Origin of the sequence: Ruegeria sp. ANG-R, assembly GCF_000813985.1 — a bacterium.
Taxonomy (GTDB): domain Bacteria; phylum Pseudomonadota; class Alphaproteobacteria; order Rhodobacterales; family Rhodobacteraceae; genus Ruegeria.
On sequence record NZ_JWLJ01000007.1, the window covers coordinates 105,438 to 127,103 of the forward strand.

Here is a 21,666-nt window from a genome sequence, read left to right on the forward strand (position 1 = left end):
GTGGCGGTGAAGGGCGGTCTTATAGCTGACCAAGCAGATCAGCCGTCGGCCATGCATCCGCTGGCAATCCCAACCGCGCCTGCTCGGCCTGCACCGCGGCGCGGGTACCGGCTCCCAGAATACCGTCGATTTTGCCCACGTTATAGCCACGTGCCTGTAGTTTGGTCTGCAATTGCTTCATCTGCGCACCATTTAGCCCGGGGGCTGGGTTGCCTGCGTTGTAGATCTGCGCGCCCTCTAGCCTTGTGCCAAAATAGGCGGCTGTCAGGACGTAGACAAAGCTCTGGTTCCATTCGAAATAGACGTCGAAATTCGGATAGGCGAGGAAAGCAGGCCCCTTGTGCCCCTGTGGCAGGATCAATGAGGCGGGGAGGTTGGCCAGTGACCCGCTGCGCGGCTGAACACCCATCGCCTGCCACTCGGAGATCGGGCGCGGTTTGCCGGGCCCCGACAGCGACCAATCCATCTGCGCAGGCACGGTGACCTCCTGCAGCCAAGGCTGGCCCGGTTGCCAGCCCAGATGCGACAGCATCCTGGCCCCGGACATCAACGCGTCCGGTGCCGAGGTTTTCAGCGAGACCTTGCCGTCTCCGTCCCCATCCACGCCGTTTTCAAGGATGTCGCGCGGCAGCATCTGGACCATGCCGATTTCACCGGCCCAGGCGCCGGTGGTGCGGGCAGGGTCGAAATCACCTTGTTCATACAGCTCGATAGCTGCGAAGATCTGGGGCCGGAACAGCTCGGGGCGGCGGCAGTCATGGGCCAGCGTCACAAGCGCGTTGCGCGTGTTGAAATCGCCCTGAAACGCGCCGTAATCGGTCTCGAACGCCCAGAAAGCCAGCAACACGCCGCGCGAGACACCGTATTCCCGCTCGATCCGGTCAAACACGGCATCGTACTTGCGCGACATCGCCGTGCCCCGGTCGATCCGGTTTTGCGAAATCAGGCGACGCGAGAAATCGATGAACGGTTTCTGGAACACACCTTGCGCGCGATCGGCCTTCAGCACCGCATTGTCCTGCTGCACACCTTTGAAAAAGGCGTTGACCGTGGAGGTGTCGAACCCCTGCTGAACGGCTTCGGCTTTCAGCCCTTTGACAAAGGCATTGAACCCGCCGCCGCACTGGGCAAGGGCGGGCGAGGCGAACAGGGCGGCGGCGACAAGGCCGGAAAGGAAACGCATGAGCAGGTCCGTCAGAATATGAAGTTGAACCCAACCCACACCGACACGAGCCCAAGCGCAAGCCCCCATACCTGCCACAACATGCCCGATGCGCGAAAAACCTCCGCTGCGTCGATGTTTTGCCGCGCATTTCCATTCACCCAGGCGAGATTGCGCATCTGTCCGTCATAGCTGCGCGGTCCGGCCAGCGCGATATCCAGCGCACGTGCCATAGCGGCCTCGGGCCAGCCCGCGTTGGGTGAGATGTGGCGGCGGGCGTCGGCGCTTATCTCGCGCCAGCTTGCCCATTGACCGGACAGGGCCACTATCATCAGGCAGGTCAGCCGCGCGGGGATCAGGTTCAGCAGATCATCCAGCCGGGCAGCAGCCCAGCCAAAGTCGCGATACGTCTCGTTGCGATAACCGATCATGCTGTCGGCGGTGTTGACGGCCTTGTAGACCAGCAGCCCCGGCAGACCCGCGATCAGAAACCAAAAGGCCGGTGCGATCACCCCGTCACTCAGGTTTTCTGCGGCGCTTTCGATGGCAGAGCGGGCCACCTGCGCCTCGGTCATGGCGGTCGTATCACGTGAGACGATCATGGCGACCTGCGCTCGACCTTCGGGCAGGGAGGTCAGCAGCCCTTCACCGACCGCACGGACATGGGTGACTAAAGATCTTTGGGCCAAAAGGATCGCGCAGATCACGATCTCGGCGATCGGTCCCAGCAATGCCAGCAGGCGGCCCAACGCAAGTGCAGCCAGAACCAGGAGTACGACCACCGCCACGCCTTTCAGGCGGCGCCGCGTCCCCTGGTTCAGCCGGGCGTCCAGCCAGCCAATCGCGTTGCCCATCAGCACGGCCGGATGGCGGATACGTGACCACAGCCAATCCGGCTCACCCAGTGCCGCGTCCAGACACATGGCGCAGACCAACAGGAGCGGCGTGCTCACAACGCCGCCTCCAACCGCGCCCAACCGTCCGCGGTCGGCAGTCCGAGGCGCAGATAAGTTTCGGAGTAGGGAAAGACACGGCTCCAGATATGGGCGCGGGCCAACCGGTCCTGCCACGCCGCCGCGTCATCAACGTCGTAGAGGCGGAACAGGCTGGTGCCGCCGACCAGCCGGGCCCCTCTGGTGGTCAGAAGCCGATCCAACCGTGCGGCGTCCTTTGCCAGACGGTCCCGGGTTGCCGCAGCCCATGCACGGTCACGTAAAGCCTGTTCTCCGATCCGCAAAGCAGGACCGGACACGGCCCACGGCCCTGTCAGATCGTTCAGCCGGGCAATCAGGTCAGGATGGCCAATGGCAAAGCCCAGCCGCAGCCCGGCCAGCCCCCAGAACTTACCGAAGCTTTTCAGCACAACGACGCCGGGCCGCTCCGCCAGATGGACCAGTGAGGCGTCGGGCGTGACATCGCAAAAGCTTTCGTCAATCACGGTCAGCGGCGCATCGGCGTCCGCCTCCTGCCAGATGCGCCCATCGGGGTTGTTGGGATGCACGATCACCCGCGCCTGCGCCGCGCCGGTGCCCTGTACCGCCCAGCCCTGCGCGGTGAACGCGGCGGCGTGCTCATTATAGGTGGGCATGGTAATCTGCACGCGCCCCGCCGTCGCAAGCGCAGGTATGCGGGCAATCACCGCCGACGCGCCGGGGGCGGGCAGGATCGCCGCCGTGTCAGGAACCCCCCAAAAGTCCCGCGCCGCATCCGACAGCCGCTCAAACGCGCCATGATCGGGCAATTCCATCCAATCCGAAGGCCGCAGGCCGGACACTTCGAAGGGATGCGGGTTGATCCCGGTCGACAGGTCGATCCAGTCATCGCGCTTGCCGCCATATCGCGCCATCGCACCATCCAGCCCGCCGCCATGATCGCGCGCAGCCCGAGGGTCCAAATTTTCAGCCTGTCCAGTCATCTGCCCCAGCCGGAATCACCTGTTTCCGCTGCTTCAAGCGGATTTTTGCCGTTCTTACAAGCGAATCCGCCCGATCACGGCGCTGTGCAGGCGTTGTTAACACTTTGTTAAGGAAATCGCGTGATCACGGACAACAGGGGTCGGCACCACTCACCCATATCACGTGCCGAGGTTGTTGCAAATGAAAGTACTGATTGTTGAGAGTAACCCCGATCTGGGTCGGGTCTGGCAGCGCCATCTGCAAAGGCAGGAGGCCGAGGTCACGCTGGTCGAAACGCAAGAGGCTGCGATCCTTGCGCTCTATGGAACCGCCTTTGATATCATTGTGCTGGATCTGGTACTGGAAACCGGCAGCGCGTTGGCGGTCGCCGATTTCGCAAGCTATCGCAGGCCCGAAACACGGGTCATCTTCGTCACCAACACCACCTTTTTCTCGGACGGTTCCATCTTTGCCCACAGCGCAAATGCCTGCGCCTATGTGCAAAGCTCGACTCCGCCCGAGGATCTGGCAGCCATGGTCGAACACTACGCCGCGGGGCGCTGATCGCGCCTGTGCGGCTCCAAATAATCCAGAACAGGATTCACCGGGATGATCCGATGCGGATTGATGCTGTCATGGCTGTAGTGATAGTGGCGCACGATGTGGTTCATGTTCACCGTCTCGGCCACGCCGGGCCATTGATATAGCTCCCGCGTGTAAGCCCAGAGGTTCGGGTAATCCACCAATCGCCGTCGGTTGCATTTGAAATGCAGGTGATAGACCGGATCGAACCGGATCAGCGTGGTGAACAGCCGCCAGTCGGCCTCGGTCACGCGATCTCCCATAAGGTAACGGTTCCGGGCCAGGCGATCCTCAAGCCAGTCCAGGGTGTCGAACAATGGGCCGATGGCGGCGTCATAGGCCTGTTGTGAAGTGGCGAACCCGCATTTGTAGACGCCGTTATTGATGTCCGAGTAAATCCGCGCGTTGACCTCTTCGATCGCGTCCCGCATCGCCTCGGGCCAATAGTCATCGCTGTTGCCGGTGATCCCGTTGAAGGCCGAGTTGAACATGCGGATGATTTCCGAGCTTTCGTTCGAGACGATGGTCTTCTCCACCTTGTCCCACAGGATCGGCACCGTCACGCGGCCTGAATAGTCAGGATCAGCACGGGTATAGATCTGATGGGCAAAGTCATGTCCGAACAGCTTATCCCCCGTCGCGCCATAGTCGTCCACCTCGAAAGTCCAGCCCTTGTCCAGCATGTCGGGATGCACAACCGAGACCGAGATGTGGTCGCTCAGCCCCTTCAACGCGCGAAAGATCAGCGTCCGATGGGCCCAGGGGCAGGCGTGGCTGACGTAGAGGTGATAACGCCCGCTTTCCGCCTCGAATCCGCCCCGCCCCGAGGGGCCGGGCGCGCCATCGGCGGTGATCCAGTTGCGAAACTGCGCCGCCGAGCGTTTGAATGCCCCGCCGGTGGATTTGGTATCATACCAGGTGTCATGCCATTCGCCGTCGACAAGCAGGCCCATCGTGTATCCTTTCGCGTTGCGTTTGAGGCAAAGATAGGCCGCCTTCCGCCGCGATCCTATTTCATCGGACGCGCATGGGGCCTGCGCGTGTGCACAGTGATGGCGGGATGTCTGAGCAACAGATCAGAAAAGCCAAAGGCTATGTGACGCTGTTCACTGGATTTTTACAAAACATCCGCCAGAATAGAGGACGTTAAGGGGGGAAGTTTATTATGAGTACCTATGTTTCCAAGGAAATTCGCGCCGAATTGGATGCGGCCCGAATCGCCACCCTCAAGAAGTCCAGCCGTTTGCGGGTGGAGGTAGGCGACAATTCCTACAAGATCCTCACATTGTGGAAAGACGGATTCACGGTCGAGGCTGAGACCACGCCGCGTTTGCGCGGGTTGGTCGATATCTATGACGGGGCCAGTCACCTGTACCAGTGCCTGATCATCGCAGATGAGGAAGCGGTGGGTGAGATGCGTTATGAGTTCAAGCGCAGCACCGTGGCCGCCGACAAGGCCCCGCTGGATTTCTATCGCGCCCCGGATGCGCCGATTGCATTGCTTGAAGACCTCGACTGAGGCGTACAAACCTTTACTTATGGCACCAGTGCCCCGACGCGCTTTCGGCGTTCCGGGGGCAATGGTGCCACAAGGTTCTCAGGTATCGGGCCGGGCGGTTTACTTGGGGGCTGTCAGTGTCAAGTGCACGGGGGTCAGACCATCAATGCCGCCTTCGATTTGGTCTCCGGCGACCACGGGCCCGACCCCTGCGGGTGTTCCGGTCAGAATCAGATCTCCGGGGCGCAAATGGTAGAAACCCGATAGATGGGAGATCAGTTCATCGATCTTCCAGACCAGCTCTGACAATGTGGCGTCTTGTACGACCCGCTCATTGACGCTCAGATAGATGCGCTTGTCATCAGATGGGCTCCAGTCATCGGCGCGGGTCAGCGGAGCGAAGACCGCGCCGTTTTCCACATCCTTGCCCAGATCCCAGGGGCGCTGCTTGTTGCGCTCACGAATCTGCAAGTCGCGGCGCGTCATGTCCAAGGCACAGCCGTAGCCAAAGATCGCGGCTTGGGCCTGCGCGGCCGTGGCCTGAAAAACCGGCTTGCCGATGGCAACGGCCAGTTCCATTTCATGATGATAATCCTCGGTCCCTGCCGGATACGGCACATGTGCCCCGGTCAGAACCGCATTGGGCGCGGATTTGGTGAAGTAAAACGGCGTCTGGCGATCCACCTCATGCCCCATCTCGGCGGCGTGGGCGGCATAGTTGCGGCCCACGCAGAAAATCCGCCCGATCGGATAGGTCGCCTGTTCCCCCTGCACCGGGATGCTCGGGATGTCCGGAAGCGTAAAAAGGTGGTTGGGCATGATGTGCCTCCGTTTATTTTTGAACGGGGTTCATTGTAAATCACCAAAGGCTGCCTTCAATCGCGCACAGGCTTCTTCAACCCGCGCGCGTTGGGTGGCTAGATTGAACCGTTCGAAGGTTTCCCCGCCCGCCCCGAAACCGGGGCCTGAGGATGTCGCGATCCGTGCATCCTCGCGCAGGCGGCGGACAAATTCATCATGGTTCATCCCGGTGCCCGAGAAATCGACCCAGGCCAGATAGGTCGCCTGCAGGGGCATCGACCACAGGCCCGGAATCTCGGCGATGGCGGCATCGAACAGTTTTCTGTTGGCATCCAGATGAGCGATCTGTTCATCGACCCATTTCGCCCCTTCCGGTGAATAGGCGGCGGTGATCATCGACACACCCAAGGCGCTGGGGTCGTAGTCCAGCGTGGTGATCCGGTGCCGCATCTCGGCCCGCAGCTTGGCATCAGGAATGATCATGTTGCCGGTGCGCTGGCCCGCGATGTTGAACGTCTTCGATGCGGCGGTCAGCGTCACGGTCCATGGGCGCGCATCCGGGGCAGCAACATCCATCGGCACGGAGGTATTGCCCGGATAAACCAGATCGTGGTGAATCTCATCCGAGACCAGGATCAGTCCATTACGTTCTGCAAACGCCGCTACTGCTCGCAGTTCTTCTGGCGTCCAGACCCGGCCCGACGGGTTCTGCGGCGAGCACCACAACAGCAGCTTTTCCGAACCGTCCAGCCGCGACTGCGCATCGTCCAGATCAAGCGCATAACTGTCGCCGTCACGTACCAGAGGGCATTCAACCACGCGACGGCCCGATTTGTTCACCTTATGGGCAAACTCATGGTAGACGGGCGTGAAGATCGCGACGCCATCACCCGGTTCACTCCAGACATCCAGACACAGGGCAATGGCATTGCCCAGACCCTGCGAGGTCAGCACCCAATCGGTATCGATCTCCCAATTGTGACGGGTCTTCATCCACCACTGGATCGCATTCAGATAATCCGGGTGCATCCAAGAATACCCAAATGCACCATGATCGGCGGCCTTGCGCACGGCCTCGATCACGCAAGGGGCAGTGGCATAGTCGGAATCGGCGGTCCACATGGCCAGCCCATCCTCGGGCGAGACGCCATAGAGCTGCTCCATCTTGTCCCATTTTGAAGAGTTGGTGCCTCGGCGGTCGATCAGGTCGTTGAAAGTCATGTCATCTCCATCTGTCGAGGCGAAAGCTAACCACAAATCCATCAGGTGCAAGGGGGCCGTTGCGGTGGCGGGCGCGATGGCCTAAATCAGCCTCATGAAACGCAATATCCTGATCCATCCCGATCCCCGCCTGAAAAAGGTCTGCGCGCCGGTGGCCGACATCACCGACGACCTGCGCAAACTGGCCGATGACATGCTGGAGACGATGTATGACGCGCCCGGCATCGGCCTTGCTGCACCCCAAATCGGCGTGCTGGATCGGCTCATCGTGATCGACTGCGTCAAGGAAGAAGGCGAGGCCCCGCGCCCGCTGGTGATGTTCAACCCCGAGGTCATCGCGTCGTCAGACGAGACAAACGTCTACGAAGAAGGCTGCCTGTCGATCCCCGAGCAATATGCCGAAGTGACCCGTCCTAAGACTGTGGATGTCACCTGGCTGGATCGCGACGGCAATCTGCAACAGGAAACCTTTGATGATCTCTGGGCGACCTGTGTTCAGCACGAGATCGACCATCTGAACGGCAAGCTGTTCATCGATTATCTAAAACCGCTCAAGCGCCAGATGATCACCCGCAAAATGCAGAAGCTCAAGCGCGAAAAGGCCCGCACATGACCGTGCGAACCTGCCTGCCATGGCCCGACAAACGGCTGCGGACCAAGGCCGAGGATGTCACCGAGATCACCGATGACATCCGCGCCATTTGGGACGACATGATCGACACGATGGAGGCGATGCCGGGTGTCGGTCTCGCCGCGACACAGATCGGGGTGATGCTGCGGCTGGCGGTCGTGGATGGCTCGACCGAGCGGGGCCGCGCCGTGCGTCTGGCCAACCCTGAAATCCTGCACAGTTCCATTGAGCTGCGCGAACATGACGAGGCCAGCCCGAACCTGCCCGGTGTCTCCGCCAAGGTGAAACGCCCGCGCGCGGTGACAGTGAAGTTCCTCAACGAACAGGGCCAGATTGACCGCCGCGATTTCGTCGGCATCGAGGCCACCAGCGTGCAGCATCAGATCGATCACCTGAACGGGCGGATGTATTTCGACCGGCTCAGCAAGGTCAAACGCGACATGCTGCTGCGCAAAGCGCGCAAATCCACGTAATGCCCGTAGGCCGGGCTTCAGCCCGGCACCCCCAACCCCGGAGCCGACGATGCGTATAATCTTCATGGGAACCCCCGATTTTTCGGTCCCGGTGCTGGATGCGCTGGTGGACGCGGGTCACGACATCGCCGCCGTCTACTGCCAACCCCCGCGCCCCGCCGGTCGTGGCAAAAAAGACCGACCGACCCCGGTCCACGCCCGCGCCGAAGCGTTGGGCCTTGAGGTGCGCCACCCGACGTCGCTGAAATCGCCCGAGGAACAGGACAGCTTTGCCGCGTTGAACGCCGACATCGCCGTGGTCGTCGCCTATGGCCTGATCCTGCCGCAACCTGTTCTGGACGCGCCCGCCCGTGGCTGCCTGAACATCCACGCCAGCCTGCTGCCGCGCTGGCGCGGTGCCGCGCCGATCCACCGCGCGATCATGGCAGGCGACGCACAGACCGGCATCTGCATCATGCAGATGGAGGCAGGGCTCGACACCGGCCCCGTCCTGATGCACGAAGCCACCGAGATCGGACCCGACGAAACCACCGCCCAGTTGCATGACCGTCTCTCAACCATGGGCGCACATCTGATCGTCGAAGCGCTCGCCAAGCTGCCCGGCCTCGCGCCCGAGCCACAGCCCGAGGCGGGCGTCACCTACGCCGCAAAGATCGACAAATCCGAGGCCCGCGTCGACTGGTCGGCCCCCGCCACCGAGGTTGATCGACAAATCCGCGGCCTCTCGCCGTTCCCCGGCGCGTGGACCGAGGCCGAGGGCGACCGGATCAAGCTTCTCGCCTCCCGCTTAGCCGACGGGCAGGGCACTCCGGGCGAGGTGCTGGACGACCACCTGCGCGTGGCCTGCGGCACGGGCGCGGTCGAGTTGCTGCGCTTGCAACGGGCAGGCAAAGGCGCGCAGGATAGGGAAACCTTTCTGCGGGGCTGGCCGATTCCGGTCGGCACCCGCCTGTCATCGGAGTAAACCATGTTCATGATCCTGATGGGCACCGTCGTGATCGCTGGGATTGTGGGCTACCTGTCGGAAAAGACGGGCTTTACACATAACGGTTACCTGCAATCGATCATCATCTGCGTCGGCGGGGCCTTCCTGTTCTACTTCGTCCGCATCATGTTCGGCATCAGCTTTGGCCCGCCGGGGCTGGACGCGGTACTGTCCTCCATCGGTGCGCTGATCATTGTGCCCACGCATTGGAGGAAATGACATGCCCATCGTCGTCCTGATCGTCGTTGGTGCAGCTGCAGGCTTCCTCGCCACCCGCCTTATGCGAATCGAGGCAAGTATTCCCACCACCGTGCTGATCGGCATCGTTGGCGCGCTTGTCGGCGGGCTGATCCTGCGTACGCTGATCACCGTGATGGGTTGGCTCTCGGGCTTTATCGGGGCCGTGCTTGGGGCGCTGCTGGTGATCTGGCTCTGGCAGAGATACCTGCGTCGCTGACGGCTTGACCTTCGCCTCGTTCTGCGACCAGTGTCCCGGGAACACTGTATCGAAAGGTTTCCCATGTCGCATGATCTGACCGCCGGTGACGTCGCCCTGATGGGCGTGCCTCTGGACCTGCATTCCTCGTTCCTGCAGGGCCCCGCCTTTGCCCCGGGCCGTATCCGCGAGGCGTTGCATTCGGGCGCGGCCAACCTGACCGCCGAGGATGGCACCGATCTGGGCGCGACCGAGCGCTTCAAGGATACCGGCGATCTGGATGTGTTCGAGATGATGGGCCAGGAACCCATAGACCGGATCGAGGCCGGTGCCGCTGCACGGATCGAAACCGGCGCGCGGTTGCTGTCGCTGGGCGGAGATCATTCGGTGGCCTACCCGCTGATCAAGGCCCATGCCGACCGGTATGAGGGGCTGAATATCCTGCATATCGACTCGCACCCTGACCTCTATGACAGCCAGCAGATCGGCCCGCTGGGCCATGGCTGCCCTTTCGCGCGCGTGATGGAAACCGGCAAGATCAAGCGCCTCGTGCAGGTCGGTATCCGCACGATGAATGCACATCAGCAGGAACAGGCCGACAAGTTCGGGGTCGAGGTGATCGACATGCGCAACTGGCGCCCCGATCTGGAGATCAGCTTTGATGGCCCGGTCTATCTGTCACTGGACCTCGACGCGCTTGACCCGGCTTTTGCCCCCGGTGTTTCGCATCATGAACCCGGTGGCCTCAGCACGCGCGAGGTGATCGACCTGATCCACCGGTTCAAGGGTCAACTGGTCGGCGCGGATATTGTCGAGTTGAACCCCCACCGCGACCCCTATGGTATGACCGCCATGGTGGCGGCGAAATTCGTCAAGGAAATCGGGGCGCGGTTGTTGACCCGCTAACGTTCGTCGCAGATCGCGGCGGTCCCAAGCCTGGGGGCGGCGCGCGTGGTTATGTCGAACCTGTTTGCCTCGCTCGAGGTCATCCAGTGCATCTCGTTTTCCGATGCGGCCTCCAGCGTGAACCAATAGAATGCAGGATCAACACCGATATCCTCGAAATAGTCGAGGTATCGGTCATGTTCAGGGTGGCCCTCGGGCAGTTCCGCGGCGACGAACCCGCCGCCGCCCCAACTGTGGACACCCACGCAGGCACCGGGTTCCAGCACCCGCCGGTTGCCCGCCAGAAACAGGTCGGTCCCGCCCGAGGCGACCAAGCCGTCGGATGGCACCACCGTATCGAACCCTTCCTCGCGCACCACGCGGCTGAAGACGACATTCGAGTCATCATCGACCGAGCCTTCGATATTCTGCAGCACCAGCGTCTTGATCCCGGGGTTTTCGTCCATAACCTCTTCAAAGGCGCTGAGCGTGGTGTGATCGATCGTTCCGGATGCGACGATCTGATCGCCCTCGGCGGTGAAACTGACCGAGCTGTAGGGCGGCGTGCACGCCGCCAGCAGCAGCAAAGTCGCGGCCAGGTATGGAAGTCCGAGGTTCATCGACATCTCTCGCTTTTGCTTAAACACTATCGCCGTGGAGGTCGCGCCTTGTAGACGGGCAACCGCCAGCCAAACAGCAGCGACCCGGCCCGCAGGGCCCAGCAGACCAGAGCGCACAAACTCAGCGCGATCAGGCTGCTCAGCCCGAGGCGCGCCGCCAGCACTGCCATCAATGCCCCGGCAAAGGCGCTGGACACATACAGCTCACCCTGTTTCAGTACCAGCGGGACCTCGTTGCACACGACGTCACGCATCAGGCCGCCCAGACAACCGGTGGTGACGCCCATCAGTACCACGATCGTACCGGGCTGGTCCAACGACAGCGCCGCCCCCGTTCCGGCGGCCACCGCGATGGACAGGGCGAAACTGTCCAGCCAGATCAGCCAGTTATACCGGCTTTCCACCAGATGTGCGGTGAAGAAGATCAGCGCTGCGGCGCCACATGCGATCAGGATATAGTCAGGCTGGCCGACCCAGAAAACGGGATGCCGGTTCAGCAGCAGGTCGCGCACCGTACCGCCACCGACCGCCGTCAGGCAGGCCATGAAGGCAAATCCCACCAGATCCAGCTGCGCCCGGCTCGCGACTAAGGCTCCGGTCAGCGCAAAGACCAGAACCGAGGCATAGTCCAGCAGGGCCAGCCCGCTCACGCCTGCGCCTTCTTTGGTTTGAAGGGCGCCATGCCCGCGCGGGCCAGCTCATCCGCGCGTTCGTTTTCGGGATGGCCCGCGTGGCCCTTGACCCATTCCCAGGTCACCTCGTGACGCTGCGCGGCCTCATCCAGCCGCTGCCACAGATCGACATTCTTGACCGGTTTCTTGTTCGAGGTCTTCCAGCCGTTCCGCTTCCACCCGAAAATCCACCCGGTCACGCCGTTCTTCACATAGGCGCTGTCGGTGACGATGGTCAGTTTCGAAGGGCGCTCCAGCGTCTCCAGCGCACTGATTGCGGCCAGTAGCTCCATGCGGTTGTTGGTCGTCTCGGCCTCACCGCCGTTCAACTCGCGCTCTTTCAGAACGGTCTCTCCATCCATCGCGCGCAGCAGCACACCCCAGCCGCCGGGGCCGGGATTTCCGGAACAGGCACCATCGGTATAGGCAAACAGATCAGGCATGGGCAAACACCAGAATGAACCCGTCATAAGACCCGGCCAACCCCTGACCCATCCCCTGCACAGTGCGGTCGATGGAGAAGCCTGCGGCGGCCAGAGCCTCCTCAATTTCGGGCTGAGTATAATAGGTATAGTAGCGGTCAAGATCGTCGCGATGCTCACCCGTGCCCAGTTTCATTCCAAGGAACAGCTGGCCGCCGGGTTTCAGCGCTCGGTGGATCGCGCCCAGATGACGCGGGAAATCCGCGCGGGGGGCGTGCAGCAGGGAAAAGCTGGCATAAACGCCGTCATACTCCGATACTTCGGTGACGTCATCGAAAGTGCCCAGATAGGCGTCGACGCCATTCTCGCGGGCGTATTCGACAAAGCCGGGCGTCGCATCCAGTGCCCGCACCTTCAGCCCTTGGCGCATCAGGAACGCGCTGTCCGATCCGGGGCCCGAGCCCAGATCCAGCACATATCCACCGTCGCCGACGGCATCGACGAAAGCCTGACGCGCCTCAAGCTGCTCGGCAGGCAGGGGGATTCTCAGATATTCCGCGATCCGCGCCGTATAGGCATTGATCGTCCGCTCGTCACTCACAGGTAAACCCCCACGGCAAGACTGGCCAGCACGACCGCAGTCAGCAGGATGCGCAGCCGCATCCACCAGACCGGGGTCAGCCGCCAGTATGAGAACATGGCGTCCAGCATCAGCAACCCGGCAAAGCCATACATCAGGTTTGTGCCCGCAGTGACCGGCCCGCCGCCGGTCATGAAGAACGCCCACAGCGCAGGCAGTACGGACAGGGCGTAACAGGTCGCCGCCTTGCTGCCCGAGGTTTTGGTGGCAAAGCCCCACAAAACGCCAGACATGAAGCTGAGGATGACCGAGCCATAGAACAACTGGATATAGGGTCCCACGAACCGCGATCCCAGCGCCTGCCGGCCCCAGTCGTTCAGATCTCCGCTCAGATAGCTCAGCGCGCCCCAGACAAACGGAATCAACCCCGCCAGCCCGAGAACCAGCGGCGCGCGGGGGATGCCGCTCATGCCGGTTGCCTCAATACGCGGGGCACCTTGAATTCCACGTTCTCCACGGCAGTTTCTACCAGTTCGACCGTTACGTCATAATGATCGCGGAATGCATCGATCACCTCGTTCACCAGCACCTCAGGCGCGGATGCCCCGGCGCTGACGGCAATGCTTGAAATGCCCTGCAACGCGCGCCAGTCGATCTCGGTCGCGCGTTGTACCAGCTGAGCATACGTGCAGCCCGCGCGCGAGGCGACCTCGACCAGACGACGTGAGTTCGATGAGTTCGGCGCGCCTACCACCAGCAGGGCGTCGGATTTCGGCGCAACCGCCTTGACCGCTTCCTGCCGGTTGGTCGTGGCATAGCAGATGTCTTCCTTATGCGGGCCGACGATGGCCGGGAACCGGGCCTCGAGCGCGGCTATAATGTCCTTGGTGTCATCCACTGACAGGGTTGTCTGGGTGACGAAGGCCAGCTTTTCGGGATCACGCACAGCGACCCGCGCCACATCTTCGACCGTCTCGACCAGCAGCACCTCGCCCTCGGGCAATTGCCCCATGGTGCCGATGGTCTCGGGGTGGCCCTTGTGGCCGATCATGATCATCTGCAGCCCGGCATCCGCATGGCGCTGGGCCTCGACATGGACCTTGGACACCAGGGGGCAGGTCGCATCGACATAGATCATTTCGCGCTGCGCGGCGGTGGCGGGGACGGATTTGGGCACCCCATGGGCCGAAAAAATGACCGGCCGGTCATCGGGGCATTCGTCCAGTTCCTCGACAAAGACCGCGCCCTTTGCACGCAGCCCGTCGACGACGAATTTGTTGTGCACGATCTCATGGCGCACATAGACCGGCGCGCCCCATTTCTGCAGCGCCATTTCCACGATCTTGATGGCGCGGTCCACACCGGCGCAAAACCCGCGCGGGGCGGCAAGATACAATGTCAGCGGCGGCTTGGTCATGCGGTGATCTCCTTGCCTGCGACACCTAGGTCTTTTCATTGTCATGGTCCAGACAGGAGCGCGTCATTTACCTGACATGAATCACTGATAGCCAGAGGGTGTTTCAGCACCTATGCCTAGTTAAAGCAGCGCGGCCAGGGCTTCTGGCCCTGACCGCGCAAATTTTATCCAATATGCCCCGTTCGTGAGCCCGGGTCCGTCGGCCTCAGTGCCCCCCGGCTGCGGCCACGCTGCGCGGTTCAGTCGGCATCTCACGCGGAGGCCGGCCGATCACGTCGCGCAGGTCTTCCAACTCGATGAAGTTGTCCGCCTGACGGCGCAGCTCGTCCGAGATCATCGGCGGCTGGCTGCGGATGGTCGAGACGACCGAGACGCGCACGCCCTGCCGTTGCAGGCTGGCAATCAGCGGGCGGAAATCCCCATCGCCCGAAAACAGCACAATATGATCGACGCGTGGCGCCAGTTCCATGGCATCGACGGTCAGTTCGATATCCATGTTTCCTTTGACTTTCCGACGCCCCATGCTGTCGGTGTATTCCTTGGCCGGTTTCGTGACCATGGTGAAGCCGTTGTAATGCAGCCAGTCCACCAGAGGTCGGATCGGGGAATACTCATCATTTTCCAGTAGCGCTGTGTAGTAGAAAGCTCTAAGCAGTTTGCCTCTGCGCATGAATTCCTGACGCAGCAACTTGTAGTCGATGTCAAACCCCAGTGCTTTTGCGGCCGCATAAAGATTCGAGCCGTCGATGAACAGCGCTAGCCGTTCGTCCTTGTAAAACATAAAATGGTCCTTCCGGTATAAGCCACCGCACCGTGAGCTCCGTGAGTGAAAAGTAATTGGTCAGTGCAATGGTGTGCTTAAAATAGGTCTTTTTGGTTATATCGCAAGCATTCTCTGGTCCAAATATGGGGTCTGAAGTGGACAAATCCTTGTCAAAAGCCGTCATCGCGCTGGGTGCAAATCTCAGTCTGAGAGGTCATGGACCCAAGGTGACACTTGAGCAGTCTCTGGCCGCGATGGCGGGGGCCGGTCTGGTGATTCGCGCCACAAGCCGTTTTTTTGCCACCCCGTGCTTTCCGGCTGGGGCGGGGCCGGATTATGTCAATGCGGCGGTTCTGATCGAAACCGACCTGACGCCGCAGGGTGTTCTGGATCTGCTCCACCGCATCGAACATGATTTTGAGCGCGCCCGCGAACAACGCTGGGGAATGCGGACGCTGGATCTTGATTTGGTCTGTTGGGACGATCTTGTGCTGCCCGATGACGCCGAATACCAGCGCTGGCTGACCCTTGCGCCCGAAGATCAGGCCAGATGCGCGCCTGAACACCTGATCTTGCCCCATCCCCGCCTGCAGGACCGCGCTTTCGTACTGGTGCCGATGGCAGATGTCGCCCCCGATTGGCGTCATCCCGTGCTGGACAGAACGGTCACGCAGATGGTTGCCGCACTGCCGCCCGGGGATGTGGCCGGGGTCACGCCTCTGTGATCCTCGCATTTGCGGCATTTCCTGCTTGTCAAGGCGGGGATTCGCGCTTAGATAAACCCCTTCCTGCCACGGATTCATTTACGGAGAGCGCCCCATGGCCCGCGTTACGGTCGAAGATTGTGTAGACAAGGTCCCGAACCGGTTCGAACTGGTGATGCTTGCAGCCCACCGGGCGCGCGAGATTTCCGCCGGTGGCCCGATCACCGTCGACCGCGACAACGACAAGAACCCGGTCGTTTCCCTGCGTGAAATTGCGGATGAGACCCAAAGCGCCGATGAGCTGCGCGAACGTCTGATCGAGGCCAACCAGACCCAGATCGAGGTTGATGAGCCCGAAGAAGATCAGATGGCTCTGCTTATGGGCGCGGAATCGGACAAGCCTGTCGATGACGACATGTCGGAAGAAAAGCTCCTGCGCGCTCTGATGGAGGCTCAGGGCCAGGGGTAAACCCCAGCGACAAAGGTGCGGACCGGATGATTTCTGCAGAAGACCTGATTGCGCTGGTCCGCAATTACAACCCCAAGACAAATGCCGAGCGTATCGAACGGGCCTATGAATTTGGCCTTCAGATGCATGAAGGGCAGTTCCGCCACTCGGGCGAGCCCTATTTCTCTCATCCCGTTGCCGTTGCCGCCATCCTGACCGAACAGCGTCTGGATGATGCGACCATCATCACGGCTCTGCTGCACGACACGATCGAGGACACCAAGGCCAGCTATGGCAAGGTGGCCGAACTGTTCGGCGATGAGGTCGCCAAGCTGGTCGATGGCGTCACCAAGCTGACCAACCTGCAGCTGTCCAGCCGAGAAACCAAGCAGGCCGAAAACTTCCGCAAGCTGTTCATGGCCATGTCCAAGGATCTGCGGGTCATTCTGGTCAAGCTGGCCGACCGTCTGCACAACATGCGCACGATCAAGGCGATGCGGCCCGAAAAGCAGGTTCAGAAAGCGCGCGAGACGATGGATATCTACGCGCCGCTTGCGGGCCGTATGGGGATGCAATGGATGCGCGAGGAGCTGGAAGACCTCGCGTTCCGCGTCCTGAACCCCGAAGGCCGACAGTCAATCATCCGGCGTTTCATCACCCTGCAACGCGAAACCGGCGATGTGATCCATCGCATCACCGGCGACATGCGGCACGAGCTGGAAAAGGCCGGGATTGAGGCCGAGGTGTTTGGCCGCGCCAAGAAACCCTATTCCATCTGGCGCAAGATGCAGGAAAAAGATCAGGGCTTTTCCCGCCTGTCCGACATCTACGGCTTCCGCATCATCACCGGGTCCGAGGAAGACTGCTATCGCACCCTCGGCGCGATCCACCAGCGCTGGCGCGCGGTTCCGGGGCGGTTCAAGGACTATATCAGCCAGCCGAAATCGAACGGCTATCGCTCGATCCACACCACCGTGTCCGGGCGCGATGGCAAACGCGTCGAGGTGCAGATCCGCACACGTCAGATGCATGACGTGGCTGAAACCGGTGTGGCCGCGCACTGGTCTTATCGCGATGGTGTGCGGACCGAGAACCCCTTTGCCGTCGATCCGGCCAAATGGATCTCCAATCTGACCGAGCAATTCGACAATGAGGAGGATCACGAGGACTTCCTCGAAGCCGTCAAGCTTGAGATGTATTCGGATCAGGTGTTCTGCTTCACCCCCAAGGGCGACGTGGTGAAACTGCCGCGCGGGGCGACGCCGATCGATTTTGCCTATGCCATCCACACGCGCATCGGCCATGCCTGCGTGGGGGCCAAGGTCGATACGATCCGGGTGCCGCTGTGGACCCGACTCAAGAACGGGCAGTCGGTGGATATCATCACCGCCGATGGCCAGATGCCGCAGGTCACATGGCTTGAGATTGCGGTTACCGGCAAAGCCCGCACCGCCATTCGCCGCGCCCTGCGCGAGGTGGATCGTGAACGTTTCATCAAGCTGGGCAAGGAACTGGCCCGCGCCGGGTTCGAAAACGTGGGCCGCAAGGCGACCGACAAGGCGCTGGACACCGCCGCCAAACATCTGCGGTTGAAAGACCGTCACGAATTACTGGCCCGACTCGGCAGCGCTGAACTGACCGCGCATGAACTGGTCGAGGCCGTCTATCCCGAACTCACCAAGGACGACGGGGATGCCATCTCGCCCCGCCGTGCGGTGATCGGCCTTGAGCCCGGCCAGAAATTCGACCGCGCCCCCTGCTGTCAGCCGCTTCCGGGTGAGCGGATCGTAGGCATCACCTATCGCGGCAAGGGCGTTGTGGTGCACGCCATCGACTGCGACCGCCTGTCCGATTTCGAGGACGAGCCCGAGCGCTGGGTCGACCTGCACTGGCACTCGGGCACCCACCCCGCCGTCTATGGCGCGACGCTTGATCTGACCATCGGCAATGACGCCGGGGTGCTGGGGCGTATTTGCACATTGATTGGTGAGAAAAAGGCCAATATCTCGAACCTCGAATTTGTTGACCGCAAACCGGATTTTTACCGCCTGATGATCAATGTCGAACTGCGCGACCTCGAACAGCTGCATTCGCTGATGCTGATGCTCGAGGCGGAAAGCGATGTCGCTGCGGTCGAGCGGTATCGGGAAAGCGCAAAATCTGCGGTCGCAGCTGGCTGAGAAGGGGTGATCACGAGTGGTTTTCAAGCGCCGAGATCGCCGCTCAGCCGTCCAGATCGCGTCAGAGTTCGTCTATCCGCGCGGCGGCTGGACTCGTGCCTTTCACTACGTCAAACACCGCGTCCGTCGCCTGCCTGACAGCCCCGAGCGCATCGCGCGTGGCATCGGGGCAGGGGTGTTTGCCTCGTTTACACCGTTTTATGGTCTGCACTTTGTCGTCGCTGCGGTTCTGGCCCGATTGCTCAACGGCAATATACTGGCGGCCCTCAGCGGCACGTTCTTCGGCAACCCCCTGACCTATGTGCCTATCGGTGTGGTCAGTCTTCAGACCGGGCATTTCCTGTTGGGGACCCGATATCGCAAGCACGACACGCACGGGCTGATGGGCAAGTTTGCCGATGCGATGGGCGACCTGAAAGACAACTGCATCGCCATGTTCACCGGGCGCGAGGCCGACTGGCATGGCCTGAGCCGCTTTTATGACGATGTGTTTTTTCCTTACATGGTTGGTGGCGTTATTCCGGGCATCGTCGCGGGCGTGGTCTGCGCCTATCTCAGCCTGCCGCTGATCCGCACCTATCAGCAGCGGCGTCGCGCCAAGATCAAGGCGAAGTTTGAACAAATCAAACGTCTTGCGCAGGCAGAGGCTGACGTTCCGGCGACAAAACGACTAGGCTCGGCCTCAGGGACCAGGAAGGATTCGAAAGATGTCTGACAACCATTTGCGTCTGGGCGTGAACATTGACCACGTTGCCACCATCCGCAACGCACGCGGCGGGGCATACCCTGATCCGATCCGTGCCGCGAAACTGGCCGAAGAGGCCGGGGCCGATGGCATCACCGCCCATCTGCGCGAAGACCGCCGTCATATCCTGGATGCGGATATCGAAGGGCTGATGGAGGCGCTGACCGTCCCGCTAAATTTCGAGATGGCCGCGACGGACGAGATGCAGAAAATCGCCCTGCGCCACAAGCCGCACGCCGTCTGCATCGTCCCCGAGAAGCGCGAGGAACGCACCACCGAAGGCGGGCTCGAAGTCGCGCGCGAGGAAAACAAACTGGCCCATTTCATCGCGCCCCTGCGCGACGTGGGCTGCCGCGTGTCGATCTTCATCGCCGCCGACCAGCGCCAGATCGACGCCGCCCACCGCATCGGCGCCGAGGTGATTGAACTGCATACCGGTGCCTATTGCGATTACCACGCCGAAGGCAAACCGGAAGAGGCCGCGCGCGAGCTGGAAGCCCTGCGTGAGATGTCCGCGTATGCCCATTCGCTGGGCCTTGAGGTCCACGCGGGTCATGGCCTGACCTATGACACCGTGCAACCGGTCGCTGCCTTCCCCGAAGTGCGCGAACTCAATATCGGTCACTTCCTGATCGGCGAGTCCATCTTCCGCGGCCTCACCCCGGCGGTCCACGAAATGCGCCGCCTGATGGATGAGGCGCGGGGATGATCGCTATTCTGAGGATTGTTGAAGTAGGATGTTTTTCATTAGGACTTTAGTCAGATGAACAAATTGAGCCTTCTAAGGTATTCCGTTTGGCTATTCGCTTTTCGGATGGCTTACCCGATTGTCGCAATTCTCGTAGCGATGTTTTTGAACTTTGAACTGGGTTCCTCGGGAATCTCGGTGATCGCCCCCATGTTTGCGGCAATGATCGCAGGTCAGCGATACGGAAACCAACACGGTGAACTCATACCGCCGCATGAGGTAAACAGATTTTCACGTGCGGCCCTGCTCGTTGCGATATTGGCTGAGATAGTCACCTCATTCGCCTGGGGCTATATTTTCATGGGGAATCAGTTTTTTGAGTTTATCACCGCAGCCGCGAGCGCTGATGGTAAGATCCTCATGTTGGCTGTATTCCTCATTATGATTGCTATGGGTTACTTCGCAATTAGATGGGGGGTTACCATCGGTGCAAAATCGGCTTTGAAGGCGAAGCTCAAACAACCAGCTAAGGGGCAATAAACATTGAGTATTGTTGCTGATCCCATCTTTGATTTTATTAATAACTTTTTCATGAACGAGGCGCGGGAATGATCGACCTGACCTCTCTTGCGGTCACGGCGCTTGCCTTCTTTGTCGTTGCGGTCTCGCCGGGTCCCGCAAATATCTCAAACGCTGCCGTCGCCATGAGCTTTGGGCGCAAAACCAGCCTTGTCTACGGAGCAGGCTTGTCCAGCGGTCTGGTGTTCTGGGGATTGGTTGCTGCCAGCGGGATGGGCGCGGTTCTGCAAAGCTCACTTTACGTTCTGATGGTGCTCAAAGTGTTGGGCGGTCTCTACCTGCTGTGGCTGGCGTGGCAGTCGGGGCGTTCTGCGCTGCAATCCGACGGCGCCAAGGTATCCGTACCCGCCAAGGGCAAATGGTTCTGGCGCGGGCTGATCCTGAACCTCTCCAATCCGAAATCGGTGATTGCGTGGATGGCGGCCCTGTCGGTTGGCCTCGGTCCGGAGGATGGTTTGCTGTCCGTTGCCGCCGCGACTCTGATCTGCATCGCGGCAGGCTTTCTCAACAACTTCCTCTATTCGATGCTGTTTTCGGTCAGCGGCATGATGGCTGGATACCGGCGCTTCCGCCGTTGGATCGACGGGGTTGTCGCGGGCTTGTTCGCAGTCGCGGGTCTGAGTCTCATAAGATCGGCTTTTGCGCGATGATCTCCTCGGGCTTCATAGCGATCTGGATTGCCTGGCTGATGGCCGGAGGGTCCCCGGGCCCTGCCACCATGGGCATTGCCGGAACCGCGATGAACGAAGGCCGCACCGCTGGTCTGGCCTTTGCATTGGGCATCTGCGCGGGCTCCGCTGCGTGGGGGATCGCCGCCGCTTTGGGGTTGTCGGCGATCATGCTGGCCAATGTCTGGGTGTTCGAGGTAATCCGCTATATCGGTGTCGCTTATCTGGGTTGGCTGGCCTTCAAGGCCCTGCGCCGCGCTCTGTCCTCGGATGAGGTGGCGCTGGGCAATCCGGTCACCGGGTCGCTGGGGACCATCTTCGCGAAAGGCGCGGCGATCCACCTGACCAACCCAAAGGCGATCCTCAGCTGGGGCTCGATCTACGCCATCGTCGCCCCGAACGACGCCAGCCTGTCGATGCTGTTGGGTTATTTCGCGATGCTCTATGCAGGCTCGCTGCTGATCTTCATCGGCTACGCCTTCCTGTTCTCCTCGGCCCGCATGGTCAACGGCTACCGCCGCGCCCGCCGCTGGTTCGATTTTGCATTTGCGGGCTTCTTTGGCGTTGCCAGCTACAAGATTTTCACCGTGAGGCTGTCGTGACGGTTGAGGT

Annotated in this window: 29 protein-coding genes; 16 read left to right on the top strand and 13 right to left on the bottom strand. The window is 61.2% G+C overall.

What is annotated here, in order from left to right; all coding sequences use genetic code 11:
• Positions 1-19 precede the first annotated feature (19 nt).
• Genes RA27_RS16775 through cobD form a run of 3 tightly spaced genes read right to left on the bottom strand, consistent with a single transcriptional unit; the run spans position 20 to position 3,077 of the window.
• Positions 20-1,183, bottom strand: a complete 1,164-nt coding sequence (locus tag RA27_RS16775) for a lytic murein transglycosylase (RefSeq protein WP_039541660.1) — start codon at positions 1,181-1,183, stop codon at positions 20-22.
• An 11-nt stretch (positions 1,184-1,194) separates the two neighbouring features.
• Positions 1,195-2,115, bottom strand: a complete 921-nt coding sequence (gene cbiB, locus RA27_RS16780) for an adenosylcobinamide-phosphate synthase CbiB (RefSeq protein ID WP_039541662.1) — start codon at positions 2,113-2,115, stop codon at positions 1,195-1,197.
• Entirely contained in the window at positions 2,112-3,077 is a 966-nt protein-coding gene (cobD, locus tag RA27_RS16785) for a threonine-phosphate decarboxylase CobD (protein ID WP_039541663.1), read from the bottom strand. Before cobD ends, cbiB begins: the two co-directional genes overlap by 4 nt.
• Before the next feature lie 181 nt (positions 3,078-3,258).
• Between cobD and RA27_RS16790 the strand changes: the two genes are divergently transcribed.
• Positions 3,259-3,621, top strand: coding sequence for a response regulator (locus RA27_RS16790; RefSeq protein ID WP_039541665.1), 363 nt, complete (start codon positions 3,259-3,261; stop codon positions 3,619-3,621).
• Here RA27_RS16790 and RA27_RS16795 read toward each other — a convergent pair.
• Positions 3,603-4,592, bottom strand: coding sequence for a glutathione S-transferase family protein (locus tag RA27_RS16795; RefSeq protein WP_039541668.1), 990 nt, complete (start codon positions 4,590-4,592; stop codon positions 3,603-3,605). The two genes, RA27_RS16790 and RA27_RS16795, sit on opposite strands and share 19 nt — an antisense overlap.
• Before the next feature lie 212 nt (positions 4,593-4,804).
• On the opposite strand from RA27_RS16795, the gene RA27_RS16800 reads away from it, so the two are divergent.
• A complete protein-coding gene (locus RA27_RS16800) occupies positions 4,805-5,158 on the top strand; it encodes a hypothetical protein (RefSeq protein WP_039541672.1) in 354 nt (117 codons plus the stop codon).
• Between the two features lie 99 nt (positions 5,159-5,257).
• Here RA27_RS16800 and RA27_RS16805 read toward each other — a convergent pair whose 3' ends face one another.
• Together RA27_RS16805 and RA27_RS16810 are read right to left on the bottom strand one after the other, a co-directional pair.
• Positions 5,258-5,956 (bottom strand): fumarylacetoacetate hydrolase family protein, encoded by a 699-nt coding sequence (locus RA27_RS16805; RefSeq protein WP_039541676.1) that lies wholly within the window; start codon positions 5,954-5,956, stop codon positions 5,258-5,260.
• A 30-nt stretch (positions 5,957-5,986) separates the two neighbouring features.
• Complete coding sequence (locus RA27_RS16810; protein ID WP_039541679.1) at positions 5,987-7,159, bottom strand: PatB family C-S lyase; 1,173 nt, start codon at positions 7,157-7,159, stop codon at positions 5,987-5,989.
• Positions 7,160-7,253: 94 nt separating this feature from the next.
• Here RA27_RS16810 and def (RA27_RS16815) point away from each other — a divergent pair, with 94 nt between their 5' ends.
• The 6 genes from def (RA27_RS16815) (at position 7,254) to speB (ending at position 10,590) form a co-directional block, all read left to right on the top strand.
• Positions 7,254-7,772, top strand: a complete 519-nt coding sequence (def, locus tag RA27_RS16815) for a peptide deformylase (protein ID WP_039541683.1) — start codon at positions 7,254-7,256, stop codon at positions 7,770-7,772.
• Positions 7,769-8,263 carry a peptide deformylase gene (def, locus tag RA27_RS16820; protein ID WP_039541686.1) on the top strand — a complete coding sequence of 165 codons (495 nt, stop codon included), beginning with the start codon at positions 7,769-7,771 and terminating at the stop codon, positions 8,261-8,263. Before def (RA27_RS16815) ends, def (RA27_RS16820) begins: the two co-directional genes overlap by 4 nt.
• A gap of 49 nt (positions 8,264-8,312) precedes the next feature.
• Positions 8,313-9,227, top strand: coding sequence for a methionyl-tRNA formyltransferase (gene fmt, locus RA27_RS16825; RefSeq protein ID WP_039541689.1), 915 nt, complete (start codon positions 8,313-8,315; stop codon positions 9,225-9,227).
• 3 nt (positions 9,228-9,230) lie between these two features.
• Complete coding sequence (locus RA27_RS16830) at positions 9,231-9,467, top strand: hypothetical protein (protein ID WP_039541692.1); 237 nt, start codon at positions 9,231-9,233, stop codon at positions 9,465-9,467.
• A gap of 1 nt (position 9,468) precedes the next feature.
• Positions 9,469-9,705, top strand: coding sequence for a GlsB/YeaQ/YmgE family stress response membrane protein (locus tag RA27_RS16835; RefSeq protein ID WP_039541694.1), 237 nt, complete (start codon positions 9,469-9,471; stop codon positions 9,703-9,705).
• A 63-nt stretch (positions 9,706-9,768) separates the two neighbouring features.
• Positions 9,769-10,590, top strand: a complete 822-nt coding sequence (gene speB / locus RA27_RS16840; protein ID WP_039541697.1) for an agmatinase — start codon at positions 9,769-9,771, stop codon at positions 10,588-10,590.
• Here the strand turns inward: speB and RA27_RS16845 are convergent.
• The 7 genes from RA27_RS16845 to RA27_RS16875 form a co-directional block, all read right to left on the bottom strand.
• Positions 10,587-11,189 (bottom strand): alpha/beta hydrolase, encoded by a 603-nt coding sequence (locus RA27_RS16845; protein ID WP_039541837.1) that lies wholly within the window; start codon positions 11,187-11,189, stop codon positions 10,587-10,589. The genes speB and RA27_RS16845 overlap by 4 nt on opposite strands.
• A gap of 26 nt (positions 11,190-11,215) precedes the next feature.
• Positions 11,216-11,839, bottom strand: a complete 624-nt coding sequence (locus RA27_RS16850) for a trimeric intracellular cation channel family protein (protein ID WP_039541699.1) — start codon at positions 11,837-11,839, stop codon at positions 11,216-11,218.
• A complete protein-coding gene (rnhA, locus tag RA27_RS16855) occupies positions 11,836-12,303 on the bottom strand; it encodes a ribonuclease HI (RefSeq protein ID WP_039541702.1) in 468 nt (155 codons plus the stop codon). The genes RA27_RS16850 and rnhA overlap by 4 nt, the downstream gene beginning before the upstream one ends.
• Positions 12,296-12,883: a class I SAM-dependent methyltransferase gene (locus tag RA27_RS16860; RefSeq protein ID WP_039541705.1), complete on the bottom strand. Its 588-nt coding sequence runs from the start codon at positions 12,881-12,883 to the stop codon at positions 12,296-12,298. The genes rnhA and RA27_RS16860 overlap by 8 nt, the downstream gene beginning before the upstream one ends.
• The gene (locus tag RA27_RS16865; protein ID WP_039541708.1) at positions 12,880-13,332 is read right to left on the bottom strand and encodes a DUF3429 domain-containing protein; all 453 of its coding nucleotides are present in this window, start codon (positions 13,330-13,332) and stop codon (positions 12,880-12,882) included. Before RA27_RS16865 ends, RA27_RS16860 begins: the two co-directional genes overlap by 4 nt.
• Positions 13,329-14,279 (bottom strand): 4-hydroxy-3-methylbut-2-enyl diphosphate reductase, encoded by a 951-nt coding sequence (ispH, locus tag RA27_RS16870; protein WP_039541712.1) that lies wholly within the window; start codon positions 14,277-14,279, stop codon positions 13,329-13,331. Before ispH ends, RA27_RS16865 begins: the two co-directional genes overlap by 4 nt.
• A 205-nt stretch (positions 14,280-14,484) precedes the next feature.
• Entirely contained in the window at positions 14,485-15,060 is a 576-nt protein-coding gene (locus RA27_RS16875; protein ID WP_039541714.1) for an NYN domain-containing protein, read from the bottom strand.
• Positions 15,061-15,185: 125 nt separating this feature from the next.
• Here RA27_RS16875 and folK point away from each other — a divergent pair, with 125 nt between their 5' ends.
• The 8 genes from folK (at position 15,186) to RA27_RS16915 (ending at position 21,656) form a co-directional block, all read left to right on the top strand.
• Positions 15,186-15,767, top strand: a complete 582-nt coding sequence (folK, locus tag RA27_RS16880; protein ID WP_082025171.1) for a 2-amino-4-hydroxy-6-hydroxymethyldihydropteridine diphosphokinase — start codon at positions 15,186-15,188, stop codon at positions 15,765-15,767.
• 94 nt (positions 15,768-15,861) lie between these two features.
• The gene (gene rpoZ / locus RA27_RS16885) at positions 15,862-16,215 is read left to right on the top strand and encodes a DNA-directed RNA polymerase subunit omega (RefSeq protein ID WP_039541717.1); all 354 of its coding nucleotides are present in this window, start codon (positions 15,862-15,864) and stop codon (positions 16,213-16,215) included.
• Between the two features lie 26 nt (positions 16,216-16,241).
• A complete protein-coding gene (locus RA27_RS16890; protein ID WP_039541720.1) occupies positions 16,242-18,374 on the top strand; it encodes a bifunctional (p)ppGpp synthetase/guanosine-3',5'-bis(diphosphate) 3'-pyrophosphohydrolase in 2,133 nt (710 codons plus the stop codon).
• A gap of 16 nt (positions 18,375-18,390) precedes the next feature.
• On the top strand, positions 18,391-19,089 hold the full coding sequence (locus RA27_RS16895) for a DUF2062 domain-containing protein (protein WP_039541722.1): 699 nt from the start codon (positions 18,391-18,393) through the stop codon (positions 19,087-19,089).
• Entirely contained in the window at positions 19,082-19,828 is a 747-nt protein-coding gene (locus tag RA27_RS16900; RefSeq protein WP_039541724.1) for a pyridoxine 5'-phosphate synthase, read from the top strand. The genes RA27_RS16895 and RA27_RS16900 overlap by 8 nt, the downstream gene beginning before the upstream one ends.
• Positions 19,829-19,882: 54 nt before the next feature.
• Complete coding sequence (locus RA27_RS16905; RefSeq protein ID WP_039541727.1) at positions 19,883-20,347, top strand: ABZJ_00895 family protein; 465 nt, start codon at positions 19,883-19,885, stop codon at positions 20,345-20,347.
• A 68-nt stretch (positions 20,348-20,415) separates the two neighbouring features.
• Positions 20,416-21,036, top strand: coding sequence for a LysE family transporter (locus tag RA27_RS16910; RefSeq protein ID WP_039541730.1), 621 nt, complete (start codon positions 20,416-20,418; stop codon positions 21,034-21,036).
• Positions 21,033-21,656: a LysE family translocator gene (locus RA27_RS16915; RefSeq protein ID WP_039541732.1), complete on the top strand. Its 624-nt coding sequence runs from the start codon at positions 21,033-21,035 to the stop codon at positions 21,654-21,656. Before RA27_RS16910 ends, RA27_RS16915 begins: the two co-directional genes overlap by 4 nt.
• The last annotated feature ends 10 nt before the right edge of the window (positions 21,657-21,666 follow it).

Excerpts from the sequence above, each read along its gene's own strand:
- RA27_RS16775 (WP_039541660.1), bottom strand. The coding sequence starts at position 1,183 with ATGCGTTTCCTTTCCGGCCTTGTCGCCGCCGCCCTGTTCGCCTCGCCC.
- cobD (WP_039541663.1), bottom strand. The coding sequence starts at position 3,077 with ATGACTGGACAGGCTGAAAATTTGGACCCTCGGGCTGCGCGCGATCAT.
- RA27_RS16790 (WP_039541665.1), top strand. The coding sequence starts at position 3,259 with ATGAAAGTACTGATTGTTGAGAGTAACCCCGATCTGGGTCGGGTCTGG.
- RA27_RS16795 (WP_039541668.1), bottom strand. The coding sequence starts at position 4,592 with ATGGGCCTGCTTGTCGACGGCGAATGGCATGACACCTGGTATGATACC.
- RA27_RS16800 (WP_039541672.1), top strand. The coding sequence starts at position 4,805 with ATGAGTACCTATGTTTCCAAGGAAATTCGCGCCGAATTGGATGCGGCC.
- RA27_RS16805 (WP_039541676.1), bottom strand. The coding sequence starts at position 5,956 with ATGCCCAACCACCTTTTTACGCTTCCGGACATCCCGAGCATCCCGGTG.
- RA27_RS16810 (WP_039541679.1), bottom strand. The coding sequence starts at position 7,159 with ATGACTTTCAACGACCTGATCGACCGCCGAGGCACCAACTCTTCAAAA.
- def (WP_039541683.1), top strand. The coding sequence starts at position 7,254 with ATGAAACGCAATATCCTGATCCATCCCGATCCCCGCCTGAAAAAGGTC.
- def (WP_039541686.1), top strand. The coding sequence starts at position 7,769 with ATGACCGTGCGAACCTGCCTGCCATGGCCCGACAAACGGCTGCGGACC.
- fmt (WP_039541689.1), top strand. The coding sequence starts at position 8,313 with ATGCGTATAATCTTCATGGGAACCCCCGATTTTTCGGTCCCGGTGCTG.
- RA27_RS16830 (WP_039541692.1), top strand. The coding sequence starts at position 9,231 with ATGTTCATGATCCTGATGGGCACCGTCGTGATCGCTGGGATTGTGGGC.
- RA27_RS16835 (WP_039541694.1), top strand. The coding sequence starts at position 9,469 with ATGCCCATCGTCGTCCTGATCGTCGTTGGTGCAGCTGCAGGCTTCCTC.
- speB (WP_039541697.1), top strand. The coding sequence starts at position 9,769 with ATGTCGCATGATCTGACCGCCGGTGACGTCGCCCTGATGGGCGTGCCT.
- RA27_RS16845 (WP_039541837.1), bottom strand. The coding sequence starts at position 11,189 with ATGAACCTCGGACTTCCATACCTGGCCGCGACTTTGCTGCTGCTGGCG.
- rnhA (WP_039541702.1), bottom strand. The coding sequence starts at position 12,303 with ATGCCTGATCTGTTTGCCTATACCGATGGTGCCTGTTCCGGAAATCCC.
- RA27_RS16865 (WP_039541708.1), bottom strand. The coding sequence starts at position 13,332 with ATGAGCGGCATCCCCCGCGCGCCGCTGGTTCTCGGGCTGGCGGGGTTG.
- ispH (WP_039541712.1), bottom strand. The coding sequence starts at position 14,279 with ATGACCAAGCCGCCGCTGACATTGTATCTTGCCGCCCCGCGCGGGTTT.
- RA27_RS16875 (WP_039541714.1), bottom strand. The coding sequence starts at position 15,060 with ATGTTTTACAAGGACGAACGGCTAGCGCTGTTCATCGACGGCTCGAAT.
- folK (WP_082025171.1), top strand. The coding sequence starts at position 15,186 with ATGGGGTCTGAAGTGGACAAATCCTTGTCAAAAGCCGTCATCGCGCTG.
- rpoZ (WP_039541717.1), top strand. The coding sequence starts at position 15,862 with ATGGCCCGCGTTACGGTCGAAGATTGTGTAGACAAGGTCCCGAACCGG.
- RA27_RS16890 (WP_039541720.1), top strand. The coding sequence starts at position 16,242 with ATGATTTCTGCAGAAGACCTGATTGCGCTGGTCCGCAATTACAACCCC.
- RA27_RS16900 (WP_039541724.1), top strand. The coding sequence starts at position 19,082 with ATGTCTGACAACCATTTGCGTCTGGGCGTGAACATTGACCACGTTGCC.
- RA27_RS16905 (WP_039541727.1), top strand. The coding sequence starts at position 19,883 with ATGAACAAATTGAGCCTTCTAAGGTATTCCGTTTGGCTATTCGCTTTT.
- RA27_RS16910 (WP_039541730.1), top strand. The coding sequence starts at position 20,416 with ATGATCGACCTGACCTCTCTTGCGGTCACGGCGCTTGCCTTCTTTGTC.
- RA27_RS16915 (WP_039541732.1), top strand. The coding sequence starts at position 21,033 with ATGATCTCCTCGGGCTTCATAGCGATCTGGATTGCCTGGCTGATGGCC.